The 21,848-nt window shown below is 35.6% G+C and carries 16 protein-coding genes; 11 read left to right on the top strand and 5 right to left on the bottom strand.

Features of this window, described 5'->3' with window-relative positions:
* Positions 1-410: 410 nt before the first annotated feature.
* The 3 genes from GOQ17_RS01345 to GOQ17_RS01355 form a co-directional block, all read right to left on the bottom strand.
* Complete coding sequence (locus GOQ17_RS01345) at positions 411-4,961, bottom strand: efflux RND transporter permease subunit (protein WP_159633699.1); 4,551 nt, start codon at positions 4,959-4,961, stop codon at positions 411-413.
* Positions 4,962-6,086 carry an efflux RND transporter periplasmic adaptor subunit gene (locus tag GOQ17_RS01350; protein WP_159633702.1) on the bottom strand — a complete coding sequence of 375 codons (1,125 nt, stop codon included), beginning with the start codon at positions 6,084-6,086 and terminating at the stop codon, positions 4,962-4,964.
* A 98-nt stretch (positions 6,087-6,184) separates the two neighbouring features.
* Complete coding sequence (locus GOQ17_RS01355; RefSeq protein ID WP_159633705.1) at positions 6,185-6,550, bottom strand: hypothetical protein; 366 nt, start codon at positions 6,548-6,550, stop codon at positions 6,185-6,187.
* 221 nt (positions 6,551-6,771) lie between these two features.
* Here GOQ17_RS01355 and GOQ17_RS01360 point away from each other — a divergent pair, with 221 nt between their 5' ends.
* From GOQ17_RS01360 to GOQ17_RS01410, 11 genes are all read left to right on the top strand, one after another.
* Positions 6,772-8,250 (top strand): ankyrin repeat domain-containing protein, encoded by a 1,479-nt coding sequence (locus GOQ17_RS01360; RefSeq protein ID WP_159633708.1) that lies wholly within the window; start codon positions 6,772-6,774, stop codon positions 8,248-8,250.
* Positions 8,251-8,254: 4 nt separating this feature from the next.
* The gene (locus GOQ17_RS01365; RefSeq protein ID WP_159633711.1) at positions 8,255-8,743 is read left to right on the top strand and encodes a DUF2271 domain-containing protein; all 489 of its coding nucleotides are present in this window, start codon (positions 8,255-8,257) and stop codon (positions 8,741-8,743) included.
* An 18-nt stretch (positions 8,744-8,761) separates the two neighbouring features.
* Positions 8,762-10,960: a PepSY domain-containing protein gene (locus GOQ17_RS01370; RefSeq protein WP_159633714.1), complete on the top strand. Its 2,199-nt coding sequence runs from the start codon at positions 8,762-8,764 to the stop codon at positions 10,958-10,960.
* 17 nt (positions 10,961-10,977) lie between these two features.
* Positions 10,978-11,949, top strand: coding sequence for an FAD:protein FMN transferase (locus GOQ17_RS01375; protein ID WP_159633717.1), 972 nt, complete (start codon positions 10,978-10,980; stop codon positions 11,947-11,949).
* Positions 11,950-12,037: 88 nt separating this feature from the next.
* Complete coding sequence (locus GOQ17_RS01380; RefSeq protein ID WP_159633720.1) at positions 12,038-13,393, top strand: WG repeat-containing protein; 1,356 nt, start codon at positions 12,038-12,040, stop codon at positions 13,391-13,393.
* Positions 13,394-13,455: 62 nt separating this feature from the next.
* On the top strand, positions 13,456-15,693 hold the full coding sequence (locus GOQ17_RS01385) for a tetratricopeptide repeat-containing sensor histidine kinase (protein ID WP_159633723.1): 2,238 nt from the start codon (positions 13,456-13,458) through the stop codon (positions 15,691-15,693).
* A complete protein-coding gene (locus GOQ17_RS01390; RefSeq protein WP_159633726.1) occupies positions 15,686-16,315 on the top strand; it encodes a response regulator in 630 nt (209 codons plus the stop codon). Before GOQ17_RS01385 ends, GOQ17_RS01390 begins: the two co-directional genes overlap by 8 nt.
* A gap of 116 nt (positions 16,316-16,431) precedes the next feature.
* A complete protein-coding gene (locus tag GOQ17_RS01395; RefSeq protein WP_159633729.1) occupies positions 16,432-16,980 on the top strand; it encodes a hypothetical protein in 549 nt (182 codons plus the stop codon).
* A 25-nt stretch (positions 16,981-17,005) separates the two neighbouring features.
* Positions 17,006-19,555 (top strand): tetratricopeptide repeat protein, encoded by a 2,550-nt coding sequence (locus GOQ17_RS01400; RefSeq protein WP_159633732.1) that lies wholly within the window; start codon positions 17,006-17,008, stop codon positions 19,553-19,555.
* Between the two features lie 11 nt (positions 19,556-19,566).
* Positions 19,567-20,826 (top strand): hypothetical protein, encoded by a 1,260-nt coding sequence (locus GOQ17_RS01405; RefSeq protein ID WP_159633735.1) that lies wholly within the window; start codon positions 19,567-19,569, stop codon positions 20,824-20,826.
* Between the two features lie 4 nt (positions 20,827-20,830).
* Entirely contained in the window at positions 20,831-21,328 is a 498-nt protein-coding gene (locus GOQ17_RS01410; protein WP_236537014.1) for a hypothetical protein, read from the top strand.
* 44 nt (positions 21,329-21,372) lie between these two features.
* Here the strand turns inward: GOQ17_RS01410 and GOQ17_RS01415 are convergent, their stop codons facing one another.
* Both GOQ17_RS01415 and ccoS read right to left on the bottom strand, forming a co-directional pair.
* Positions 21,373-21,606 (bottom strand): hypothetical protein, encoded by a 234-nt coding sequence (locus GOQ17_RS01415; RefSeq protein WP_159633740.1) that lies wholly within the window; start codon positions 21,604-21,606, stop codon positions 21,373-21,375.
* Between the two features lie 42 nt (positions 21,607-21,648).
* On the bottom strand, positions 21,649-21,813 hold the full coding sequence (gene ccoS, locus GOQ17_RS01420; protein WP_149914993.1) for a cbb3-type cytochrome oxidase assembly protein CcoS: 165 nt from the start codon (positions 21,811-21,813) through the stop codon (positions 21,649-21,651).
* Positions 21,814-21,848 lie beyond the last annotated feature (35 nt).

Genomic DNA, 21,848 nt, shown 5'->3' on the forward strand with positions numbered 1-21,848 from the left:
GTGAAAATTGACCTATGGAAATGGGCTAATGATCCATTCTTTTCAGGGAAACCTCCTGATAAAAGTGGACAGTTTAAACTATTCTAAAAGTTTGAGAGGGTATAATTTGAGTTTAAAACAGAAAACTCACCTATTTAATAGAAGAAGCCAGCTTTTTTATGCACTCAATTTTATTTAGGACAGTTGTGAATATAGATTTATCGCTATTAATCTAGATGCTTATATATATGTAGCCAACAGAAATAATATTTTAAAGCATTTGAAGAAGTACTCGAAATTACTTAAGCCAAGAAAATTTTAAAAACCTCCATAATATTGTGTATAAGAAATATATTTTTATACCCCACCCCTTTAATGAAAATACGTCCTTCGAATAACTGAAGGACGTATAACATAATGAAAAGTAACTTTTAATTCCAACCACCACCCAGCGCTTTATACAATACGATTTGATTTAATAAATCTTCACGCTGAATATCCACTTTTGTAATTTGTGCTTGGACAACTCCTTTTTGTGCGGAGATAATATCCAAATAGCTTACGCGTCCAGCGATGAACAATTCTTCTGCCGCTTCTGTAGATGCTACTAAAGCGTTAACTTGATCATCTACCAATTGTTCTCGATTGGCGAGAAGCTTTTGTGTCTGCACCGCAAGTGACACTTCATTTACAGCATTCAATACTTTTTTCTCATACTCCAAAAAAGCAATCCCGTACTGTGCTTTCATCACTTCATATTGTGATTTCAATTCACGTTGACGCAAAATCGGCATAGTAACACCACCAAAAAGACCATAAGCTACGGATTTATCTAAGTTGAATAATTTATCAAAACTGAACGATTGTAATCCCAAATAAGGACTAATCGCCACGGAAGGCAAGAATGATAATCTCGCTACATCCAGCTCGCGGTATTCACGTTTCAAATCAAATGCAGCTTGACGAATGTCCAAACGATTGGAAATGAGTTGATCGAAAGACCCCAACATCATCTCTGTAAACAAACTATTTTCTAACACAGCATCTTCCGACCTTTTGATGGGTTGATACACCCTACCCAACAATTGATTGATTTGGTGCTCATTCTTAATAATCTCTTGCAATGCTAAAGCTCTATTTGCGCGAGAATCTGCTAAAATTGATTTGAACTGTTGTACAGCCAATTCATCCGAGCGCCCAGCTTCCTTTTGTGCCTCGATGATTTCCAAAGCACGCTCGTGCAAGACAATATTACGGTCGTAAACTTTCACCTTTCTATCCCAAGCAATCAATTCAAAATAAGCGGATGAAATACTGGTTATAAGTTCAGTTTCAACGAGACGTGTAGCTTCATTTTCCGCCAAATAACCCAAATAAGCAGCTTCACGACGTTGACGAAGCTTACCCCAAATATCAATTTCCCATGAAGACCTCACACCAACGAAATAATCTGGAATAAAAGGCTCTGGCAATTTTTCATCAGCCGTCAGGTTTTCAGAAAAGTTAGAATCATAGTTACCTATACCGGACTCCGTATAATGCCCGTACTTGCGAATTCCACCTTCGACCGCCGCATCCAATGTCGGCAATAATGCCGATTTGCGTTGTCTGAAATTCGCTTGTGCGATTTCTATGCGGTGAATAGCTTGTCTTAAATCTTGATTATTTTCTAATCCTGTGTTGATTAAATCAACTAAGTGTTGATCTTTAAAAAAGGAATTCCATTTTATGTCAGCTAAACTAATAGAATCAATCAACATTTGAGTTGCATCAGTTTGAAGCTCTGCTTTCAGCTCTTGTTCATTCATTTTCTTCGGAACAGAACAAGCTGAAAATAATAAGCTGAATATCGCAATCACTGCAGCAGATTTAGTTATTTTAGCTTTCTTTCTTTTAGAAAATAAAACTACCAAACCCGGAATTACGATCACACCGATAATGGTACCGATCACCATTCCTCCTACTGAAGCCGTACCGATTGTTCGGTTTCCTAAAGCTCCAGCACCTGTAGCCAACATCAATGGAATCAAACCCGCAGCGAAAGCAAATGAAGTCATCAAAATTGGACGCAAACGCGCTACCGCACCTTCTATTGAAGCGGTCAATACATCCAATCCTTGCTTACGTTTTAGATTCGCATATTCCACAATCAAAATCGCATTCTTACCCAACAATCCAATTAGCATGACTAATGCCACCTGTGCATAGATGTTGTTTTCTAACCCCAAAACTTTCAAGAACAAGAACGCACCAAACAAACCTGCCGGAAGACACAAAATAACCGGCATCGGCAATAAGAAACTTTCGTATTGTGCAGCTAATAATAAATACACGAAAACAAGACATAATAAGAAAATATACGCAGCTTGATTACCCGAAATTTTCTGCTCGCGCGTCATACCCGACCATTCAATCTCAAAACCTTGCGGTAAAGATTCAGCAATTCTTTCAACGGCTTCAATCGCTTGACCCGAACTAAATCCTGCAGCTGCTTGTCCCGTAATCATCGCAGAGTTGAACATGTTGTACCGTGTGATTTGCTCTGGACCATACACGCGTTTCATCGTTAAGAATGAAGAGTAAGGAACCATTTCGCCATCAGCAGTTTTGACATATAGCGCTAGCACATCTTCTGGTTTTTGACGTGTAAATGCATCAGACTGCACCATTACTTTGTACATCTGTCCATAACGGATAAAGTTGGTTGCATACTGACTTCCCAATAAAGTTTGCAATGTATTCATTGCATTCTCTACCGAAATTCCCTTTTTGGCAGCCAAATCATAATCAATTTCCAACATATATTGCGGGAAACCCACGTCAAAAGTCGTACTTGCAGATTCGATAACTTCATCTTCTTCTAATGCTTTAATGAAATCATTCACCACAACAGCGGTTTGATTTAAATCTTCATTTCCGCTTCGATCCAAAAGACGCATTTCAAAACCTGAAGAGTTACCAAATCCCGGAACTGTTGGCGGAGGGAAAAATTCTATTGTAGCGTCCGCAATATGTGCTGTTTTTTCTCGCAATATCGCCATAACATCATCGACAGTTTCCTTACGATCATCCCAAGCTTTTAAGTTAATCATCCCCATACCATAGGATGCACCAGATACTTCCGTTACGATACTATATCCAGCTAACGTAGATACAGTTTCTACTACATCCATCTCACGTGCAATTCGGTCTACTTCATCCAATACAGCTTCTGTACGATCCACAGTAGCGCCTGGAGGAGTTGTCACCGCAACGTAAACCATACCTTGGTCTTCTGTTGGGATAAATCCAGAAGGAACAATAGACATCGTACCATAAGTCAACACAAACATTCCAACCAATGTGGCCAATGTAATTGTGCGACGTCCTGCGATTTTATTTAATAAACCTTTATATCCTCCAGCAATTTTCTCATAATAGTGATTAAATCCTTTAAAGAATCGAGCCATTAAACCATTGCTTTCTTTCGCGTCATGTGGTGATTTTAAAATCAAGGCACACAATGCTGGTGTCAATGTCAATGCATTAATACCTGAAATAACAATAGATGCAGCCAAAGTCAAGGAGAACTGACGATAGAAAACACCAACAGGTCCTGACAGGAATGCTACAGGAACAAATACCGCTGACATAACTAACGTAATCGCAATTACCGCTGTTCCCACTTCTTTCATTGCCGCTAATGTTGCTTCCATGGGTTGCATATGCTCTTCTTCCATTTTGGCATAAACCGCCTCTACCACGACAATCCCATTATCGACCACAATACCAATAGCCAATACCAGTGCAAATAATGTCAATAAGTTAATAGAGAAACCCATCATTTGCATGAAAAATAGCGCACCAATCAAACACACAGGAACTGCTAGAATTGGAATAACAGTAGCGCGGAAGTTTTGAAGAAACACAAATACCACAATGAATACCAAGATAAATGCTTCAATCAAAGTCCAAATAACTTTTGAAATAGATGCATCCAAGAAACGTGAAACATCATAGCCCATTGTATAGGTCATTCCAGGAGGAAAAGTTGAACCTTTCAATTCTTCCATACGATCTTTCACGCGTTGGATTACCTCCTGCGCATTTGATCCCGGCAATTGTTTCAACATGATAGATGCAGAAGGTTGCCCATCCGTTTTGGAAACCATCTCATAGTCCAAAGAACCAAACTCTACATCGGCAATATCTTTCACACGAATAATAGAACCATCCGCATTCGCACGAATTGGAATATTTTCATACTCTGCTACTTCTGTAAATTTACCTGGGTAACGCAACACATATTGCTGCATGTTACGCGCTTTATCTGACGAAATACCCGTTTGTCCTGGTGCAGCTTCAATATTCTGACGACGCAATGCTTCTACCAATTCTTCTGTAGAAATCGAGTATGACGACAAACGATCTGGTTTTACCCAAATACGCATCGCGTAATCTTTTGCACCCATAATCTGTGCAAAACCAACACCTTCAATACGTTTTAACTCTTTGAGGATATTAATATCCGTGAAATTATAGATGAATCGTTCATCAGCTGTCACATCATCCGTGAAGAGATTGAGGTACATCAACATGGAATTCACCTCTTTCTCGGTAGTCACCCCTGCTTTGATAACCTCTTCTGGAAGTTCATCCAAAACAGTTGTAACCCTATTTTGTACGTTTACCGCAGCAATATCCGGATCGACACCTACTTTAAAGAATACTTGTATTAATGTTGTTCCATTATTCGTCGACACCGTATTCATGGAGGTCATACCAGCCACACCATTGATCGCTCTTTCCAACGGAATAGCCACTGCATTGGTGCTCACCTCAGCATTAGCACCCGTGTAATTTGCTGTCACGACCACAGATGGTGGAACAATATCTGGGAATTGTGTAATAGGCAAAGTAAATAAGGCCAACAATCCCAATAATGTAATAAATATGGAGATAACCAAAGAAAGTATTGGTCTCCTAATATAAGTTTCGAACATCTATTTCATCCCTCCTTGCGAATTGTTAACTTCTTTTGGTTGAATAGACATGCCATCACGCAAAGCATGTACACCTTCAAATACAACTTTACTATTAGGTTCTAATCCGTTCTCAACGATGTAATAGTGACCAACACGTTGACCATTCTGGAATGGAGTCATTTTTATTTTATTATCCGCACCTAAAACATACACATATGCTTTGTCTTGAATTTCCAAGACAGATTTTTGATGTACAAAAGTCAGGTCTCCCGTACTTGTAGGCACAGCAATTCTTCCAGAAGCACCATGTTTCAATAATCCTGCTGGATTATCAAAACGTGCTCGCAAAGAAATAGAACCTGTGCTCGCTTCAAATTCACTCTCCACCAATTCGGCAATTCCTGGATAAGGATATATTTCGCCATTCGCTAGAATCAATTTTACTTCTTGTTTGAATGCATTTTTCTTGAAGCTAGAATCCGTTGCTAAAGCCAAATATTCCGACTCCGAAATATTGTAGTACACATTAACTCTGTCCAAATCAGAAATCGTCGTAATCAGGGCTCCCTCTGTCAATAAAGAACCTTCTTTCAATTGAATACGGTCAATGCGACCATCAAAAGGTGCACGGATGAGGGTATGACTTAATTTTGTACGCGCTTGATTGAGAATTGCTTCCCCCTCTTCTACTTTTGATAAAGCTGCACGTAGCTGCACCTCCAACAAATCAGCTTCTGTAAGGCTTACAATTTTCTTATCAACAAGCTTTTTTGTTCTTTCAATTTCCAGTTCTACTTTCTTCACTTCAGCTTTAGCATTATTCAATGCTGCCTGCGCTTGTGCTAAATCGGCTTTATATTCTTCATCGTTCAAAGAAAAAAGCACTTGCCCCTTACGAACATGAGCACCCTCATCGACGTATATTTTATTTAAAAAACCTGTTAATCTTGAACGCAATTCTACATTACGTTGCGATTGAATATCGGCAATATATTCTTTGTAAATAACAGTATCCATTTGCACTAAGTTTGCAACTGGAACTTCTTTAGCGACCTCTTTTGTGTCTTTTTCTTTTGCATTCGTGCACGCTGTAATAGCGAGTGCACAGCCCAAAATAGGGTACCAATGACGTTTGATTTTCATAGTTAATAAAATGATTTTCAATAAAAAATATATAGGAAAACCCAAACCATTTGATATAAATGGCTCGGTTTAGATGTATTTAAATAAGAATAGTGTAGTTAGAAAGGACGATACCGATATAGAAAGGTATAATATCCGGGAAGAATTAACCTCTTTAAATAATAAATGGTATGTTTTATCTGATCATTTGAAGCAAAAATGCGACGTAATATCCAAGAGAAATATAAAACTATTGGAAGAAGCCCTAATGATAAAGCAAAAATCCGATAATCGTCATACATGATGTCGGGAACTTTCTCCGCTTCTTCATTGTGGTGAAGATTTAGTACATCTTCAAGCACGACTTCAATAAAAGTTTCGCCTACTGCAATTGTCTCCGAATTCTGCGCATAACAATATTTAACCTCAAAACATAAAATGTTGAGGTAGCTCAATAAAGCTATTACATGTAGGAGACGCATCATCAGCGGCAAAGATAAGAACTACTGTATTTTATACGCCGTTCGTATGTAAAAATGCTGTTATTAACAAAATCATAATATCAAAAAGTGACGCAATCCGAAAAACTTTAATTCAAACTTTGATTTAGAAGCTTAAAAGTTTTTAAAGAATATAAAATTTCATACTTTTGTTATTTAGAATTAATTTAAATAAAATTAACACTATAAAACGTTAATATCAAAATATGAAGAAGTCACTTTTATCCATTTTACTATTAGCATCAGCACTGTTTGCTAAAGCACAGGACAACACCTTATTGACTGCAGATTTTTGGCGTGCAAAACCAACTTTAGAAACTTTGAAAGCCGAAATCGCTAAAGGTCACAATCCTGCTGAACAAAATGCGGGTTTTCATGACCCTGTATCTATGGCTATCAATAACCGCATATCCAATGATGTAATTAAATACATGATTGAGCAAGAAGGAAATGGAGTACATAAAAAAACACACCATTCGAGAACATATTTACAATGGGCTGCTGCAGCAGGTAATTTGGAATTAGTAGATTATCTTATAGCTAATGGTGCGGATGTACATTACAAAGACAGCCACGGTGATGCTGTCATTGCGTATGCTGCGGCTTCTGGCAATCAAAATACAGCAGTATATGATGTGCTTTTCAAAGCTGGAGTAGATCCAAAAACGACGTATGAGCACGGTGCTAACCTAATAATGTTTGGTATTGCGAATGACCAAGATTTAAAAATTACAGATTACTTTATTTCAAAAGGACTTTCTCTTGACCATAAAGATGCACATGGTCGTTCGGTAGCAGATTATGCAGCTAAGTTGGGTAATTTAGAAATTGTCGAAAAGTTAGTAGCTAAAGGTGTAAAACCAACGGATCAAGCGTTATTTTTTGCGACTCAAGGTTCTCGCCAAAAAACAAATGGTTTGGATGTATTTCAAACATTAGTAGAAAAATACAATTTAAATCCTAAAGCTATAAACCATGAAGGCGCTACAATATTGCATGCGTTAGCGCGCAGAGCAGACGCCGCAACGATCAACTATTTTTTAGCAAAAGGTGTTGATGTCGCAAAAGCAGATAACGATGGTAATACGGCATTAATGGTTGCAGCTGCAGGTAGAGATGCGCAATTGGTTCAAAACTTATTAGCAAAAGCAAAAAATGTGAATGCAGTAAACGAAGACGGCGAATCGGCATTAACGAAAGCGATAGCATCAAGTTCGGCAGAAATCGTTTCTATATTATTGCAAAACGGCGCTGATGTGAAAGTTTTGGATAAGGACAACAATAACTTAGCTGTTTATTGGTTCAATTCTTTCCGTCCTACGCCAAATAACGCTGCAGATGATTTCACTGAAAAATTGAACCTATTGACGAAAGCAGGAATTGATGTAAAAACACCTCAACAAAATGGTAGCACATTACTTCATCTTGCAGTAGACAAAGGTAACGTTGCATTGATTCAGAAAGCTATTGAATTGGGTGTAGATATTAATGCACAAGATGAGGAAGGAAACACAGCTTTACACAAAGCGGCTTTGACAGCGAAAGACGATAAAGTTTTAAAAACTTTGGTAGATGCAGGTGCTAAGAAAGATTTGAAAACAGAATTTGAAGAGACTGCTTACGAATTGGCTAGTCAAAATGATTTCCTGAAAAACAACAATGTTAACTTTGATTTTTTGAAATAAGATAATGAAGCATTCTTTTAAATATATTTTAGCCGCATTATTTGCCGTATTCTTTAGTTCAAGCGCATTCGCCCAAACAACCAAATACAAATGCATGATTCAAATGCAAAATTATTCGGGTAAAGAGGCTTATGTTATCATCTCATTGATTAATCCAAAAGGAGAATACGAGAAAACCTTGGGTGTATTGGGTCCAGACCAAGAATGGTACAATACCTTGCCAGAATGGGATAAATTCCGTGTGAAGAAAAAAGAAAAATTAAACGCTATCACTGGTGCTTCTATTGCAGGTGGTGCACGTGCTACACGCGTTATCGAATTTGATACCGCAAAATTAGGAAAAGGTTACAAGCTTCATTTTGAATCTTCCGTAGAAATTCAAAAATACTACGTCAAAGATGTAGAAGTACCTTTAACACCTGAAGCTTTGGACAATAAAGCTGGAGCCAAAGGAACAGGATATATCCGTCTCGTGCGATTTATAAAAGTCTAATAGTTATAAATATATAGAATGACGTTATCAATTTGGAGATATGCGCATTTAGCATTAGCGTTAATATCTTCTGTTTTTATGCTGATACTTGCGATCACAGGAGTCATCTTGGCCTTCGATGCTGTTCAAGAGAAAACTCCTCCCTATCGCGTAGACAATTTTGGTGATATTACCCTCGCGCAAAGCCTTCCAGCTTTGCGCGAGGCATATTTTGAAGTCCTGCAAGTCACTGTAGATCACAATGATTTCGTAGTGATCGAAGCTATGGATGAGGATGGGAACCCACTTAAAGCTTATATCAACCCATTAACGGGCGAAAAGCTTGGTGAAGTAATTCCAAAATCACAATTTATCCAATGGACTACGGCACTTCACCGTTCTCTTTTCTTAAAAGAAACTGGACGTACAATCGTTGGCATCGTTTCATTTTTGTTGTTATTGATTACCATTAGTGGTTTAATTTTGATAATCAAACGCCAACAAGGTTTCAGACATTTTTTCGACAAAATCAATAAAGACTTCTTTTCGCAATATTTCCACGTCGTAACAGGAAGATGGTTATTGATTCCAGTGCTGATGATAGCATTGACTGGAACTGTAATTTTTATGGTTCGTTTGGAATTTTTCAAAAAGGAAAATATAGAAATAAATCATAATCCCATTTCAGATGAAGCTATCAGCAAAGAATTAGCCGATATTGATTATTTCAAAAACACGAAATTGGCTGATGTGGAGAAAATTGAGTTTCCATTTATTCCTGACGATGCCGCTGAACCTTTTATCATTACACTAAAAGATAGAACAATTTCTATTAATCAAGTGAATGGCGACATCATGCAGGAAACCAAATTTCCATATACCGTCGCATTAGAAAAACTCAATATTGATTTACATACTGGACGGACCAATATAATTTGGGCAATAATTTTGGGTTTAGCTTCGCTGAATATTGTGTTCTTCATGTATACAGGTTTTGTGATTACCTTTAAGCGTACGCGTACCAAAATCAAGAACAAATATAAAGCGGAAAATGCCGAAATTATTATTCTAGTAGGTTCGGAAAATGGTTCTACCCTATTTTTTGCCAATAAAGTTCACAAACAATTACTTTCGGATGGTAAACGTTCATTCTTAACAGAAATGAACCATTATAAATCTTATCCCGAAGCAAAACATTTGTTGATTTTTACTTCAACATACGGTTTGGGAGATGCGCCGACAAACGCGACGAAATTTGAAGAGCTACTTACTAGGTTTCCGCAAAAACAAGATATACATTTTAGTGTCGTGGGATTTGGCTCTAAAGCTTATGTTGACTTCTGTGCCTATGCACAACACGTGGAACAGTTATTAGAAAAACAACTTTGGGCTAAAAAATTAGTGGATTTAAATACCGTAAACGACCGCTCGTCTGCTGATTTTGTAAATTGGGTTCAACAATGGTCGGAAAAATCCCTACACGCCCTCGCTACTGCTCCAACTGTATACAGCAACAAAGCTCCACGTCTTAAGAAATTTAAAGTTATCGCAAAGACCGCTGTTTCAGAAGACAATTCTACTTTCAAAATCATTCTGAAACCACTAAACAACCTGAAATTTGATTCAGGTGATTTGTTAGCCATTTATCCTGCTAAAGATAACAGAGAGCGTTTCTACTCGATTGGTCGAAATGGAAAAGATGTACAGCTCATTGTTAAGTTATTTCCCGATGGTTTGGGCTCGAGTTTTTTATATAATTTGGCTATAAATGAAATCACCGAAGCTCGACTAATGACAAATCCGAATTTTCACTTGCCAAAATTAGCACCTAAAGTGGCGATGATTTCGAACGGAACGGGTATTGCGCCTTTCTTGGGAATGGTTATCAACAATAAGGGGCTTACAGATATTCATCTCTATTCGGGATTCAGAATGAATAATTCACTTACCGAATCTTATAAAAATTTTGCAAAAGAATATCAATCAAAAGGGCAACTTAATCGTTTTGAACTCGCATTTTCGAGAGAAAACAATAAAATGTACGTTATGGACTTGATTCTTCGCGATTACTTTTTCTTCGCGAATTTGTTGCAAGAAGGGGGAGTTATTATGATTTGTGGCGCTTTGAAAATGCAAAAAGATGTAGAGAAAACATTGAATGAAATTACCACCAATCATCACGGAAAGCCGCTACAATTCTATATTGACAATAATCAAATTTTAACAGATTGTTATTAATACAAACATATTCATTTATGAAAGATGGCTTAGCTTTAGCTATTCTATCTTTTCTGTTTATTCCATTTTCAGCACTTGGACAATCGAAGATTGAAGTCGTTCGTAATGTCATTTTGATGGGATCTCAATTCCAAATTACGATTGTTTCTGCCGACAGTTCTTTCGCAAATACACAAATAGATTTAGCCATTGAAGAAATCGTACGCATCGAAAATCTTATTTCAGAATGGCGACCGCATACGCAAGTTTCGGAAGTCAATCGAAATGCGGGCATAAAGCCTGTTAAAGTCGACAAAGAACTTTTTGATTTGACCAAAAGGGCGTTGGACTATTCCAAAATGTCGAATGGTGCTTTTGATATCAGCACCGCAGCGATGGACAAAGTTTGGCAATTCGATGGCTCGATGATAGAAAAACCTTCGGAAGAGAGCATTAAGAAATCCATTGAGAAAGTCGGTTATCAGCATATAATTTTAGATTCTGTTCAATCCACTATTTACCTCGATAAAGAAGGGATGAAAATTGGATTTGGCTCAATTGGGAAAGGTTATGCAGCTGACAAAGGCCGTGAACTTTTAAAATCTCTTGGCGTCCAAAGCGGAATTGTAAATGCATCTGGCGATATTGCAACTTGGGGTTCTCAAGCCAACGGTAAACCCTGGAAAATAGGTATTAAAAATCCTTTTAAAAGACACGGAATTGCTAAAGTGTTAAAACTTAAAGAATCGGCACTCGCAACATCGGGTAGTTATGAAAAGTATGCCGAAATCGATGGCATTCGCTATGCTCACATTATCAACCCCAAAACAGGCTATCCTTCCACAGGATTAACCAGTGTAACCATATACGGTCCTTCCGCTGAATTTGCGAACGCCTTAAGCACTTCCATTATGGTATTAGGCGAAAGAGAAGGTAAGAAATTAACGAAGAAATATCCCAAGTATAAGTATTTGTTTATTACGGACAAGGGTAAAATTATTAAACAATAAAAGCTTTTTCTATTTCACAATTAGCTGGTATCAGGGATAAAATTACCCGATTATTATCCCAACATTTGTGCTATAAATAAAAACTATTATGAAAAAAATCACACTAGCTATTTTTATATTATTTGGCGTAACTTATAATTTGTTCGCACAGAATCTAAATGTATTTGACGTAAAATATTTAATAAATGTTCAGGAAGAAATTGCGGGAAACGATAAAGCTAATCCGTATATACACGTTTATACGAATAAAGATTATGCTTTAATCAAATCACAATTAATGTTGGATAATTATGATTATCTCATCAACAAAAGTGAAGATTCTCTTTATACTCTTATCAATCATGATAAAAAAAATTACTTGCATGCCACTAATAGCTACGGTATTTTAGACTTCTATGATATCGACCTATCTTCAACCAAAACAAAAACAATACAAGGATACTCATGTCGTCTAGCTACAGTAAAATACACTGAAGAGGAAGGTTTAGGTTTGGATATTTGGTATTGTCCTGAAATCCCATATTTTGATTTAACAAACTTTGCTTTTTTAAAGAAGATACCCGGAATAGCGTTAGAAATGTCTACAGAAAATTTTACAATTGAAGCTTTCGAAGTAAACAAAAATACGCTACCGCTAAGTACCTTCGAAATTCCAGAAGATTATACAGAAATGGAAGTTGATGCTGCTGTTGAAGTTGCGTATAATGATATTGGAGAAGATAGATTTTACTACGAAGACGAGACAGGCACATATTTTGGACTAAAAGATGCAGACGGAAATGTACTAACACAACCTATTTATTTCAGTATGTCACCATTCAATGGCGCAGTAAGTATAGTCACGAATGATGAAGGTAAATACGGTGCTATTGATATTGATGGAAAAGAGATTATGCCACTCCAATATGATTATCTGCTCTACGATGGCGTCAGTAATCAATATCAGTTTTCTATAAATGGAAAATTTGGTTTAATAGAAGATGGTAAAATATTAATACCAGCTGAATATGAATTGGTTAATTTTATGAAAAGTGATTTAGCCATTTTTACCAAAAATTTAAAAGACGGATTAATAAATAGAGAAAACAAAGTATTAATACCCGCTAAATACGATAATATTTTGGATAACTCTGCAGATGTATTTGTTGTGCAAGATTCCGATGCCTTGATGAGCTTATATAGCATTCCATCAGGTAAAAAATTAGCATCCAAATATGATTCGATAAGCCTTGGTACTGATGACGACCCTATATTAGTGGAGAAAAATGGTAAATACGGCTATATCAACAAACAAGGAAAAATTATTATTCCTATTCAATATGCCTACGCTACCACCTTTAATGAGGGGTATGCCGTGGTTGCTGTAAATGATGATTTAGAAGATGTACACTATATAGATTCTACTGCTAGAAAAATTGACCCAAGTGAGTTTGAAGACCAATAACTTTTCATTTTATAAACCTTATTTTAGTGCCTCATACTAATACGATGAGGCCTTTTAATAAAATGTACAAGATTGTTGCTTTCATATTTGTCTATTTGACTTGTATTCTTACGAATAGAATATGGGCACAGGAGAATGTCGTACCTCTCGAGCAACAATATAGAAACGCCAAAATTGGGACTGCCACAAGATTCGAAGCTGCTGCTGATTATATCAAATTCCTATTTTTCAATAATCAAAAAGAAAAGGCTTTTGAAATTTTAAAAGTAGAAACAAATCTGGCGACGAAACTACATGACGGGAAATTTGCTGCAACATTATACACCATTTCATCCATTCTTAATTTACTAGATGATAATCTACATACTTCGCAAGAAGCTTCCAGAACTGCCATTCATTATGCCAACAAAACCACTGACGCTGAAACAAAAGGCTATGTAGCTTATGGTCAAGGTTGGACCAATGCACGTACAGAAAAAGAGAACCAAGCTGTCAAAAGTTTTCTGGAAGCCCTCTCCTACTACGAAAAAGCCAAACCCAGCAAAAACCTATTTCAGAGAAAGTTGAGTGTATTCACTGAACTTTCTTCCATCTACGCCAATTGGCAGGAATACAATCTGCAAGAGAAATACACGTTAGCGGCATTGCAATTGGCCAATAAAGAAAATGACCCTAATTCTATTTTCAATGCGAATATGGCAATGGGATTTTTGCGTGAGCAACAATACAATCTCAGTATTCAGGATAAAAAAATCCTAAAAGAAGCCGAAAAATATTATCTGAAAGCTTTGGAAACCTTCGAAAGTAATCGTTCGAAAATGTCTATACCCTCAGATTTATCCTATGTAGCGAATAATCTGGCACACCTCTATCTAAATTATTTTCCCGAACAAAATGAAGCATTGGTACAGAAATATGCGGATTTGGCTATTCAACAAGGAAAATTAACGGAACAGCATCAGCATGTGGCTTCTGCCAATGGTATTCTCGCGGATTTGTATCTCAAGAAAGGTAATGCTGAAAAAGCCAAAAGTCATTTGCTGGCAGCCATAGCAGAATTGGAGCAAAACAATATAGAGGCGCCGCTGACGAAGATGAATGTATTGGAACGTCTCAGTGAGATACATGAACAAGAAGGAAATTATAGAGAAGCATTACGTTATCACAAAACCTATTTAAACCTTTTTCAATCCTTTTTTGACCAAGAAAAAAGTACACAGGCAAAAAAAATAGAAGCTCAATATCAGCAGGATAAACATAACCAGGAGTTGCTTTCCTTACAATTGGAAGGACAGAAAAAAGAAAAAAGAATTCTAGAAATGAACTTATTGAATCTGCAACAAGTTCAACAATTAGAAAAATTCAAATTATTGCAAGACAATCAGCAGAAAGAAATTGAATTAGCAGCTTTAGAGAAATTAAAGCAAGAACAAGAACTGAAATTATCCAAACTAGAATCGTTCAACAAACAACAGGAAATCGAGCTGTACAAATCCGAGATAAGCCACAAAGAACGTATCAACTTATTCTACATTGGCATCGCCGTGGTGGTAAGTTTACTATTACTAGCCTTTATATATGCTTATATACAACGTTCAAAAAGTTTGCGACAACAGCAAAGCATTTATGCGTTAGAGCTGGAGAAAGAAAGACAAAACTCAAAAATTTCGAACCTGACGACCATGCTTGATGCTCAAGAACGAGAAAGAGGACGGTTAGCGCGTGATTTGCACGATGGATTAGGAGGATTATTGTCTGGTGCCAAAATGAACTTATCCTTGCTCAAGGATTCACAAACAGCACTTTCAAATGATAATATCACACATTCTATCTCTAAACTCGACCTTGCTGTCGATGAATTGAGACGTGTAGCGCACAATCTTATGCCCGATTTATTAGAAAAATACGGTTTACAAGAAGCGTTAACAGATTATGCGAGCAGAATGTCCAACAGCTCATTGGATATTGATGTACAGTTTCTACATTATGAAGATAATCTTCCGAAATCCCAGCAACTACTCGTTTACAGGATTATTCAAGAATTGGTAAATAATGTGATTAAGCATGCCGAAGCATCACAAATCATTATACAACTCATCGAATATGATACGCATTATCAAGTTGTGGTCGAAGATGATGGCAAGGGATTTGACCTGCAAAATAAGCTTAGCAAATCGGCTGGATTGCATAATATTCAGTCCAGAATAGAATTTTTGAAAGGTAAAGTTTCGATTGATTCACAACCCGACCTTGGCACTTCAATAGATATACAGTTCCCAAAAACGAATACACATGATTAGAATAGTTATTACAGATGACCATCCTTTATTAATGGAAGGATTGAAAAATATACTTGCTCAACAAGACGATTTTGAGATTGTGAATTGCTATGCATCGTCATCGGATTTGTTTTTAGGACTGAAAAAAGACCAAGCCGATATCTTGTTGCTGGATATTAATTTATCAGATAGCAATAGCTTAGACATTATTGAGGAGCTTATCCATAAATATCCCGACATGCGCATTATTATGTTGAGTGTTCACAATGAATTCGCGGTAATCAATAGTGCTTTGCAAAAAGGGGCTTACGGCTATATTCAAAAAAATGCGAACATTGAGGAGATAATTTCAGGAATAGAATTTGTTTTGCAGGGCAAAAAATTTCTGTGCAAGCAAACAAAATCGGTTATGGACAAAAAAAGCCAGTCCGATTTGAAAGTCATTCCCAAACTAACGCGTCGAGAAAAAGAAATTTTGGTCGAAGCAGCTTCTGGACTGACGACACCACAGATAGCTGAAAAGCTATTTATAAGCCCACATACTGTAGAAAGTCATCGAAAAAATTTAATCGTCAAGTTCAAAACCAGCAACCTTACAACAGCGATTAAATTAGCCTTAGAATACGGAATTATTAGGGCTTAGCAATTGCAATTAACGGTTTTGAGAAGGATTATTCCGATTTTCTCCGAACCGAAAGTGGTTACAAATTAATCAGTGTTACACTAAGAAATGCCGCTTTAATCCTTTAATTACGATTTATGAAAAAATTTGCTGCTTATTTATTTTTATTCGTTTGGGTTTTGGTTGGATGTAATGAGTTAAAACAATCCAATACATTAACGATTGATGAAAGTTTTACCATAAAAGAATTGACATTAAAACAAACTACGCCTGAAGCATTTTTAAAAACGATAAAAAATTTCAACATTCATTTTAATGAAGAATTTATAGAACGATATGAAAACTATTCGCTTTCTGACACCCTTTATTTGTGTGGTAATGACGAGCGTTTGGATGGAACAAGACGTATTTACAGAAACGACTCTTTAGATGTAGCATTTATTTTTAAACTACACGAAAACAAATTTTTACTTAAAGAATATGCGATTGGCGATTTTTCATTCGTTTCTTTTAAAACCATCAATCCCAATCAGCTTTCAAAAGCATATTACCAAAAACAAGCCAACTATTTCTTTGATGATTCTTTTGAATTTTCTAACGATTCTATTTATCGCACCGTTTATTATCAAACAGTCGACAATCATTCATTAAAAACAAAAGCAATAAAAGTTCAAGCAAATTTTTAGAAAATTTAGAAATCAATAACCCACTATGGCGCATCGTCTTTATATATACAATACCGATTTACACCCAAACAATACCTTTCCTCATTATTTGGGAGAATGGAATTACGTTATTCCTCCACTCCTATTACCGTTGTTTAGTGCAAATCCGTATGCAAAAGGAAAAATTATATATGCCGACAAAATTCAAGGAATTTCAAATCTTAGACGCTTTTATGATTTGCTGGGTGAAGTGTATCAACTAACCTACAAAAAAGTTTTCAACGAACCTGTAGAAAAGATGTTCGCATTTTTGGAGAGTTTGCCTTATGACACGATTGAAATGGATGCAACTGACGTGTTTAATATGAATGAAGAAAAACACAGCCAACAAGCCAAAAATTGGGTTATCGAGATAAAAGAACAAGCGCTGTTGTTTGAAAAAGCGATAGAAACACGGTCTTTGCAACCACTTGATGACTATTTACAATCGTTTGGTTACAACACTTTTTTAGAGGCTTTACAAACCGATTGGGTAAATTATGGATTGGGGTATTGGAATGAAGACGCTTACAAAAATGATTTTGTAGAAATATTTGAAGAAAATGGATTAGCAGGCGTTCGTGATGTTCAAAACAATATCATCGTCCCTCCTATATATCAAGAAATTTTTGCTTTTGAACACAATATCGCCGTTTTAAAAAATCAAAATAAATTCGGGTATATCAACAGTAAAGGTGCAGAAATTGTACCACCAAAATATGATGATGCTTTTAATGCGTTTCAAATTTTTTATGGAGAAATCAAAAACAACGATTTCGAATTTCAAAATGTAGTCGGAATTGTTATTCAGAAAGATAAATTTGGTTTATTGAACGTAGAATCTAATACAGTTCTTATCCCAATTATCTATGAAGAAATCCAACATTTGTATGGAAATTATTTCAATGCTTTACAAGGCGGTTTATATTATCTAATCGACCACGAAAATAATGTGGTAATTCGTGAAGGAAGCGAAAATCCATTCGATTTTTACAATTACAGATTGTATTTCACAAAAGGAAACGGCACTTCTAAAAGAAAATATTACAGCAATAAAGGTAGTTTTTTGGGCGAATTTCTCGAAGATATGGTCGAAGATATTCCTTTTGAGCATTATTATATACGACCGAATAAATTTCAAAAGAGAATTCAAATCATCAAGCCAGATGGAAGTATTTTAGAAACCGATATTGATAAAATAATTCCTTTAGATACATACGAAACCCTAGCTTACAAAAAGAATGGCGAATGGTATATCTATAATCTAAAAGAACAACGTGATGTTTCGGTAGCTGATAAAATTAACAACGTTATTGTAGATTATTTTTCAGATGATTTCCCAAATTCGTACATCTTACAAACGGATAACGGAACTGGATTTTTTGATGCCAAACAACAAATTTGGCTTATTAATCTAGATATCGAAATCCAGAAAATAGCATTAGCATATCCCAAAATTTTCATCATACAACGAACTTCTGGCTATACATTTTGGAATGGAAACACAAATCAATCAAGTGAAAAATACGAATATATTTCGGAAGCAATTGATACAGATGAGCAAAAATTGTTGTTATATAAAAATGATACTATTTATGCACTATCGCTGAATGATGAAGTTGTTGAAATACCAAACAATGCCATCGGGAAATTATATCAAAACAGATACAATTTACGAGGTAAAGACGGTCAATATTTTACGGATTTCTATGAAAAATGGAAGTCGAAATTAGGCGAAGACTATTTTAAATTTTATGATAATGACAGTTTGTATGATTTAGCAAACGAATACATCAAACAAAATAAAATCGACCAAGCTATTCCAGTTTTAAAATTGGGTGTACAGCGAGGCGATGCACGAATGATGTACGATTTGGCGGGAATTTATTCGGATGAAAACAATAGCGAATTTTACAATATAGAGGAAGCCATCGAGCTTTATAAAAAATCGAGCGAATTAGGATATGCTTTAGCTACGAATGATTTGGGTTATCACCTGCAAAATGGTATCGGCTGCGAACAAGACATCAATAAGGCTATTGCATATTACGAAAAAGCTGCTGAATTAGGTAACGGACTTGCATTTGCGAATTTGGGCGATTTATATTTTTATGGTGAATGGGTGGAACAAGATTATGACAAGGCGTTGGATTATTATCTAAAAGCTCAAAAGAAATATTATTTTAACGACCAAAAAATCGCAGAAATATATTATCAAAAAGGTGCATTCAACAAGCTTTTGCCGATTTTGAAAAAAGACGTTAATGAAGAATTTTCGCCTATTTATTACGGAATTATGTATGAAAATGGGTTTGGTTTGAAAGAAAATGTGAACAAATCTATCAAATATTACGAAAAATCGTTAGAAATTGCTCATTACGAACACGCCATACAGCGTTTATTATTTCATTACAGAAAAGATTCGCCTTTGGCAAACGAAGTAAGATTTCAAGAATTGTTAGCGTTAGCTACTGAAAATGAAATCGAAATAAATCGAGAAGAATTAGGCTTAGAACCAGTCAAAAAAAGTTCATTTTTAAAGCGATTTTTTAAATAAATAGTAGTGATATGTTCCAATTTTTCAAAAAAAATAAAGATAGATTTCCAGTCGAAACCGATGATGGTAATGTTTACATCAACGGCGATAAACTTTATTATCAAGACCACGGTTATGAAGAATCGGTTGATTTATCGCAATTGAAATATGCTTATGTCGAAATTTTGGGCGATAGACCATTTCTTTTTCTTTTCGATTGGCATCAACATTATATCTGCTGTTTACAACAGGGTTTTTCGAAGGCTTATAAACAATTATCCAAACGATTTGGCTTTGATGATGCGGCTTTTTTCAAAATTGTGAATAGTAACAAAGAACAAAAGCAACGTATTTGGATTCAATCACAAGGCAAAAACTATCGCATTCTCGATAAAAATTTTGAAGATTATACCGAAGGATTTGAAATATTAAGCACACCTCCTCTATTTATATCTTGGGATACATTGTATATAGATATTAAGAAATTAAATGTGGGCACATTGTATAAATCTAATTTCGATATCGATTATTATAAATTCAATTTTCCCGTACGAATTGGTTCTCTCATCATCGATGAATTAGAATTTGTGGATGACAACGACAGAAAAGAAATTGCTGTACAATCGTTTTTTGCGACTTTGAATGATGGAAAAAATACCGATGCAAGTTATAATGAGCTGCGTAAACTTTGGATGGACGAAATCCCAACTGATGTAGATGACGCTGGCTACGAACGCAAAGACCAAAAGTATTTAAGTTTTGATTTAGACGGTATTGCATTAAGCATTTGTTATACGTATGACGAAGACCAATATGATGATGGTTGTACTTCATTGTCAATATCCAATTATCGAGATTATACGGCGATTATTCTACTAGAACGTTATGATTTAAAACCCGAATTTACTCAAGTAATTTCATTTCATTCGCATTTGCAGTTTGCTCCTGATTATCGCAGCAATTCTAAAGTAACTGCCAAACCCAAACACATAGAAACACTGGCTGGTCACAAACAAACGGTGTATTTTAATAAAGAAACCAATAGATTTGGATTCACTTCCGACCAATATGCCATAGAATTTGATAATAAAGAAGTCGAACAAATAATCATTCAAAACGTATTACCAGCTAAAGGCGGTGGTTATGCCGAATTGAGTGTTAAACTTTTGGGACAAGATTATAGCACAACTATTTTTTATACCAATCAAAATGAATTAGATGAATATGCAAAACCAATCGAAGATTTATTAGCTATACCAGTCATCTTGCCCGAACCTTATTATAACTGTTAATCTTATGTTTAGAATCGTAATTATGTTTTCAATATTGTCCATCTTTGGATGCAAAACAGCTGAAAGGAAATTGAAGATAGAAACTGTTATGGGCGAATATCAAAAAGCTTCTAGATATGCTGAAAATGGTGCTCATGTGCGTTACAATAAACTTTTGCCCAATATCCCATTATTGGAGCCAAAAATTGATAGTATTCAAAAAATCGATAACATATTATCTTACAATCTAAGCGGCCATATCAAGTCTGGTGGACGTACTATTTATCGAATAAAAAACATCCAAAAAGAAGAAATGGTACAAAACGATACACTTTTTATCAAACATTATGTCGAAATAAAAACCATACCTGGAAAAGAAGGAAGTCTTGTTGTAGGCTATAATTATTCACAAAAATGTAATCAAAAAGTACATACAGGAATTAAGAAGGTACATATTGAATTGTATCATAAGTACCAAAATAGAGATACAAATAAAGTGATGTTTGAGGAGATAGGGCTTTGAAAAGCCATAACGAAAAAGAGATTTAGGCAATCCCTAAATCTCTTTTAATCTTCGTTTCTTTTATCAGCAAGTGAAAATTTCACTCCTTTTTGCGGATATTTTTCAGCACTTTTAGCACTTGTATTACTCACGACTTTCTTCACACTGATGTAATCACCCAACTTGAAATAATATTTTGCAAGTTTATAATCCAATATTAACGGACCACAGAAATAATTCCCATCTGCATCCTGCTCAATAATTCCACGGTATAAACCTTCTTTTGTTTCTCTTGGCATTTTTATTATTAATTTGTTGCGAAGTTACGAAGAATTAAACCATTATTTTAAATTATCTACATCCTTGACTTCATCGTCAAAAAGAATACGAACCGAAGGCGTATATGTATCTTCATACTGTTTGGTCTTATTTGCCCAAAAGAAAGCTCCTAAAAATATTAAGGCTATAAAAACACTAAATCCAATTAATAAAAATATGATGTTCATTTTTTCAAAGTCAAAAGTTAAAATTAGACATTTTA

The organism is Sphingobacterium composti, assembly GCF_009829075.1.
Classification (GTDB): domain Bacteria; phylum Bacteroidota; class Bacteroidia; order Sphingobacteriales; family Sphingobacteriaceae; genus Sphingobacterium; species Sphingobacterium composti.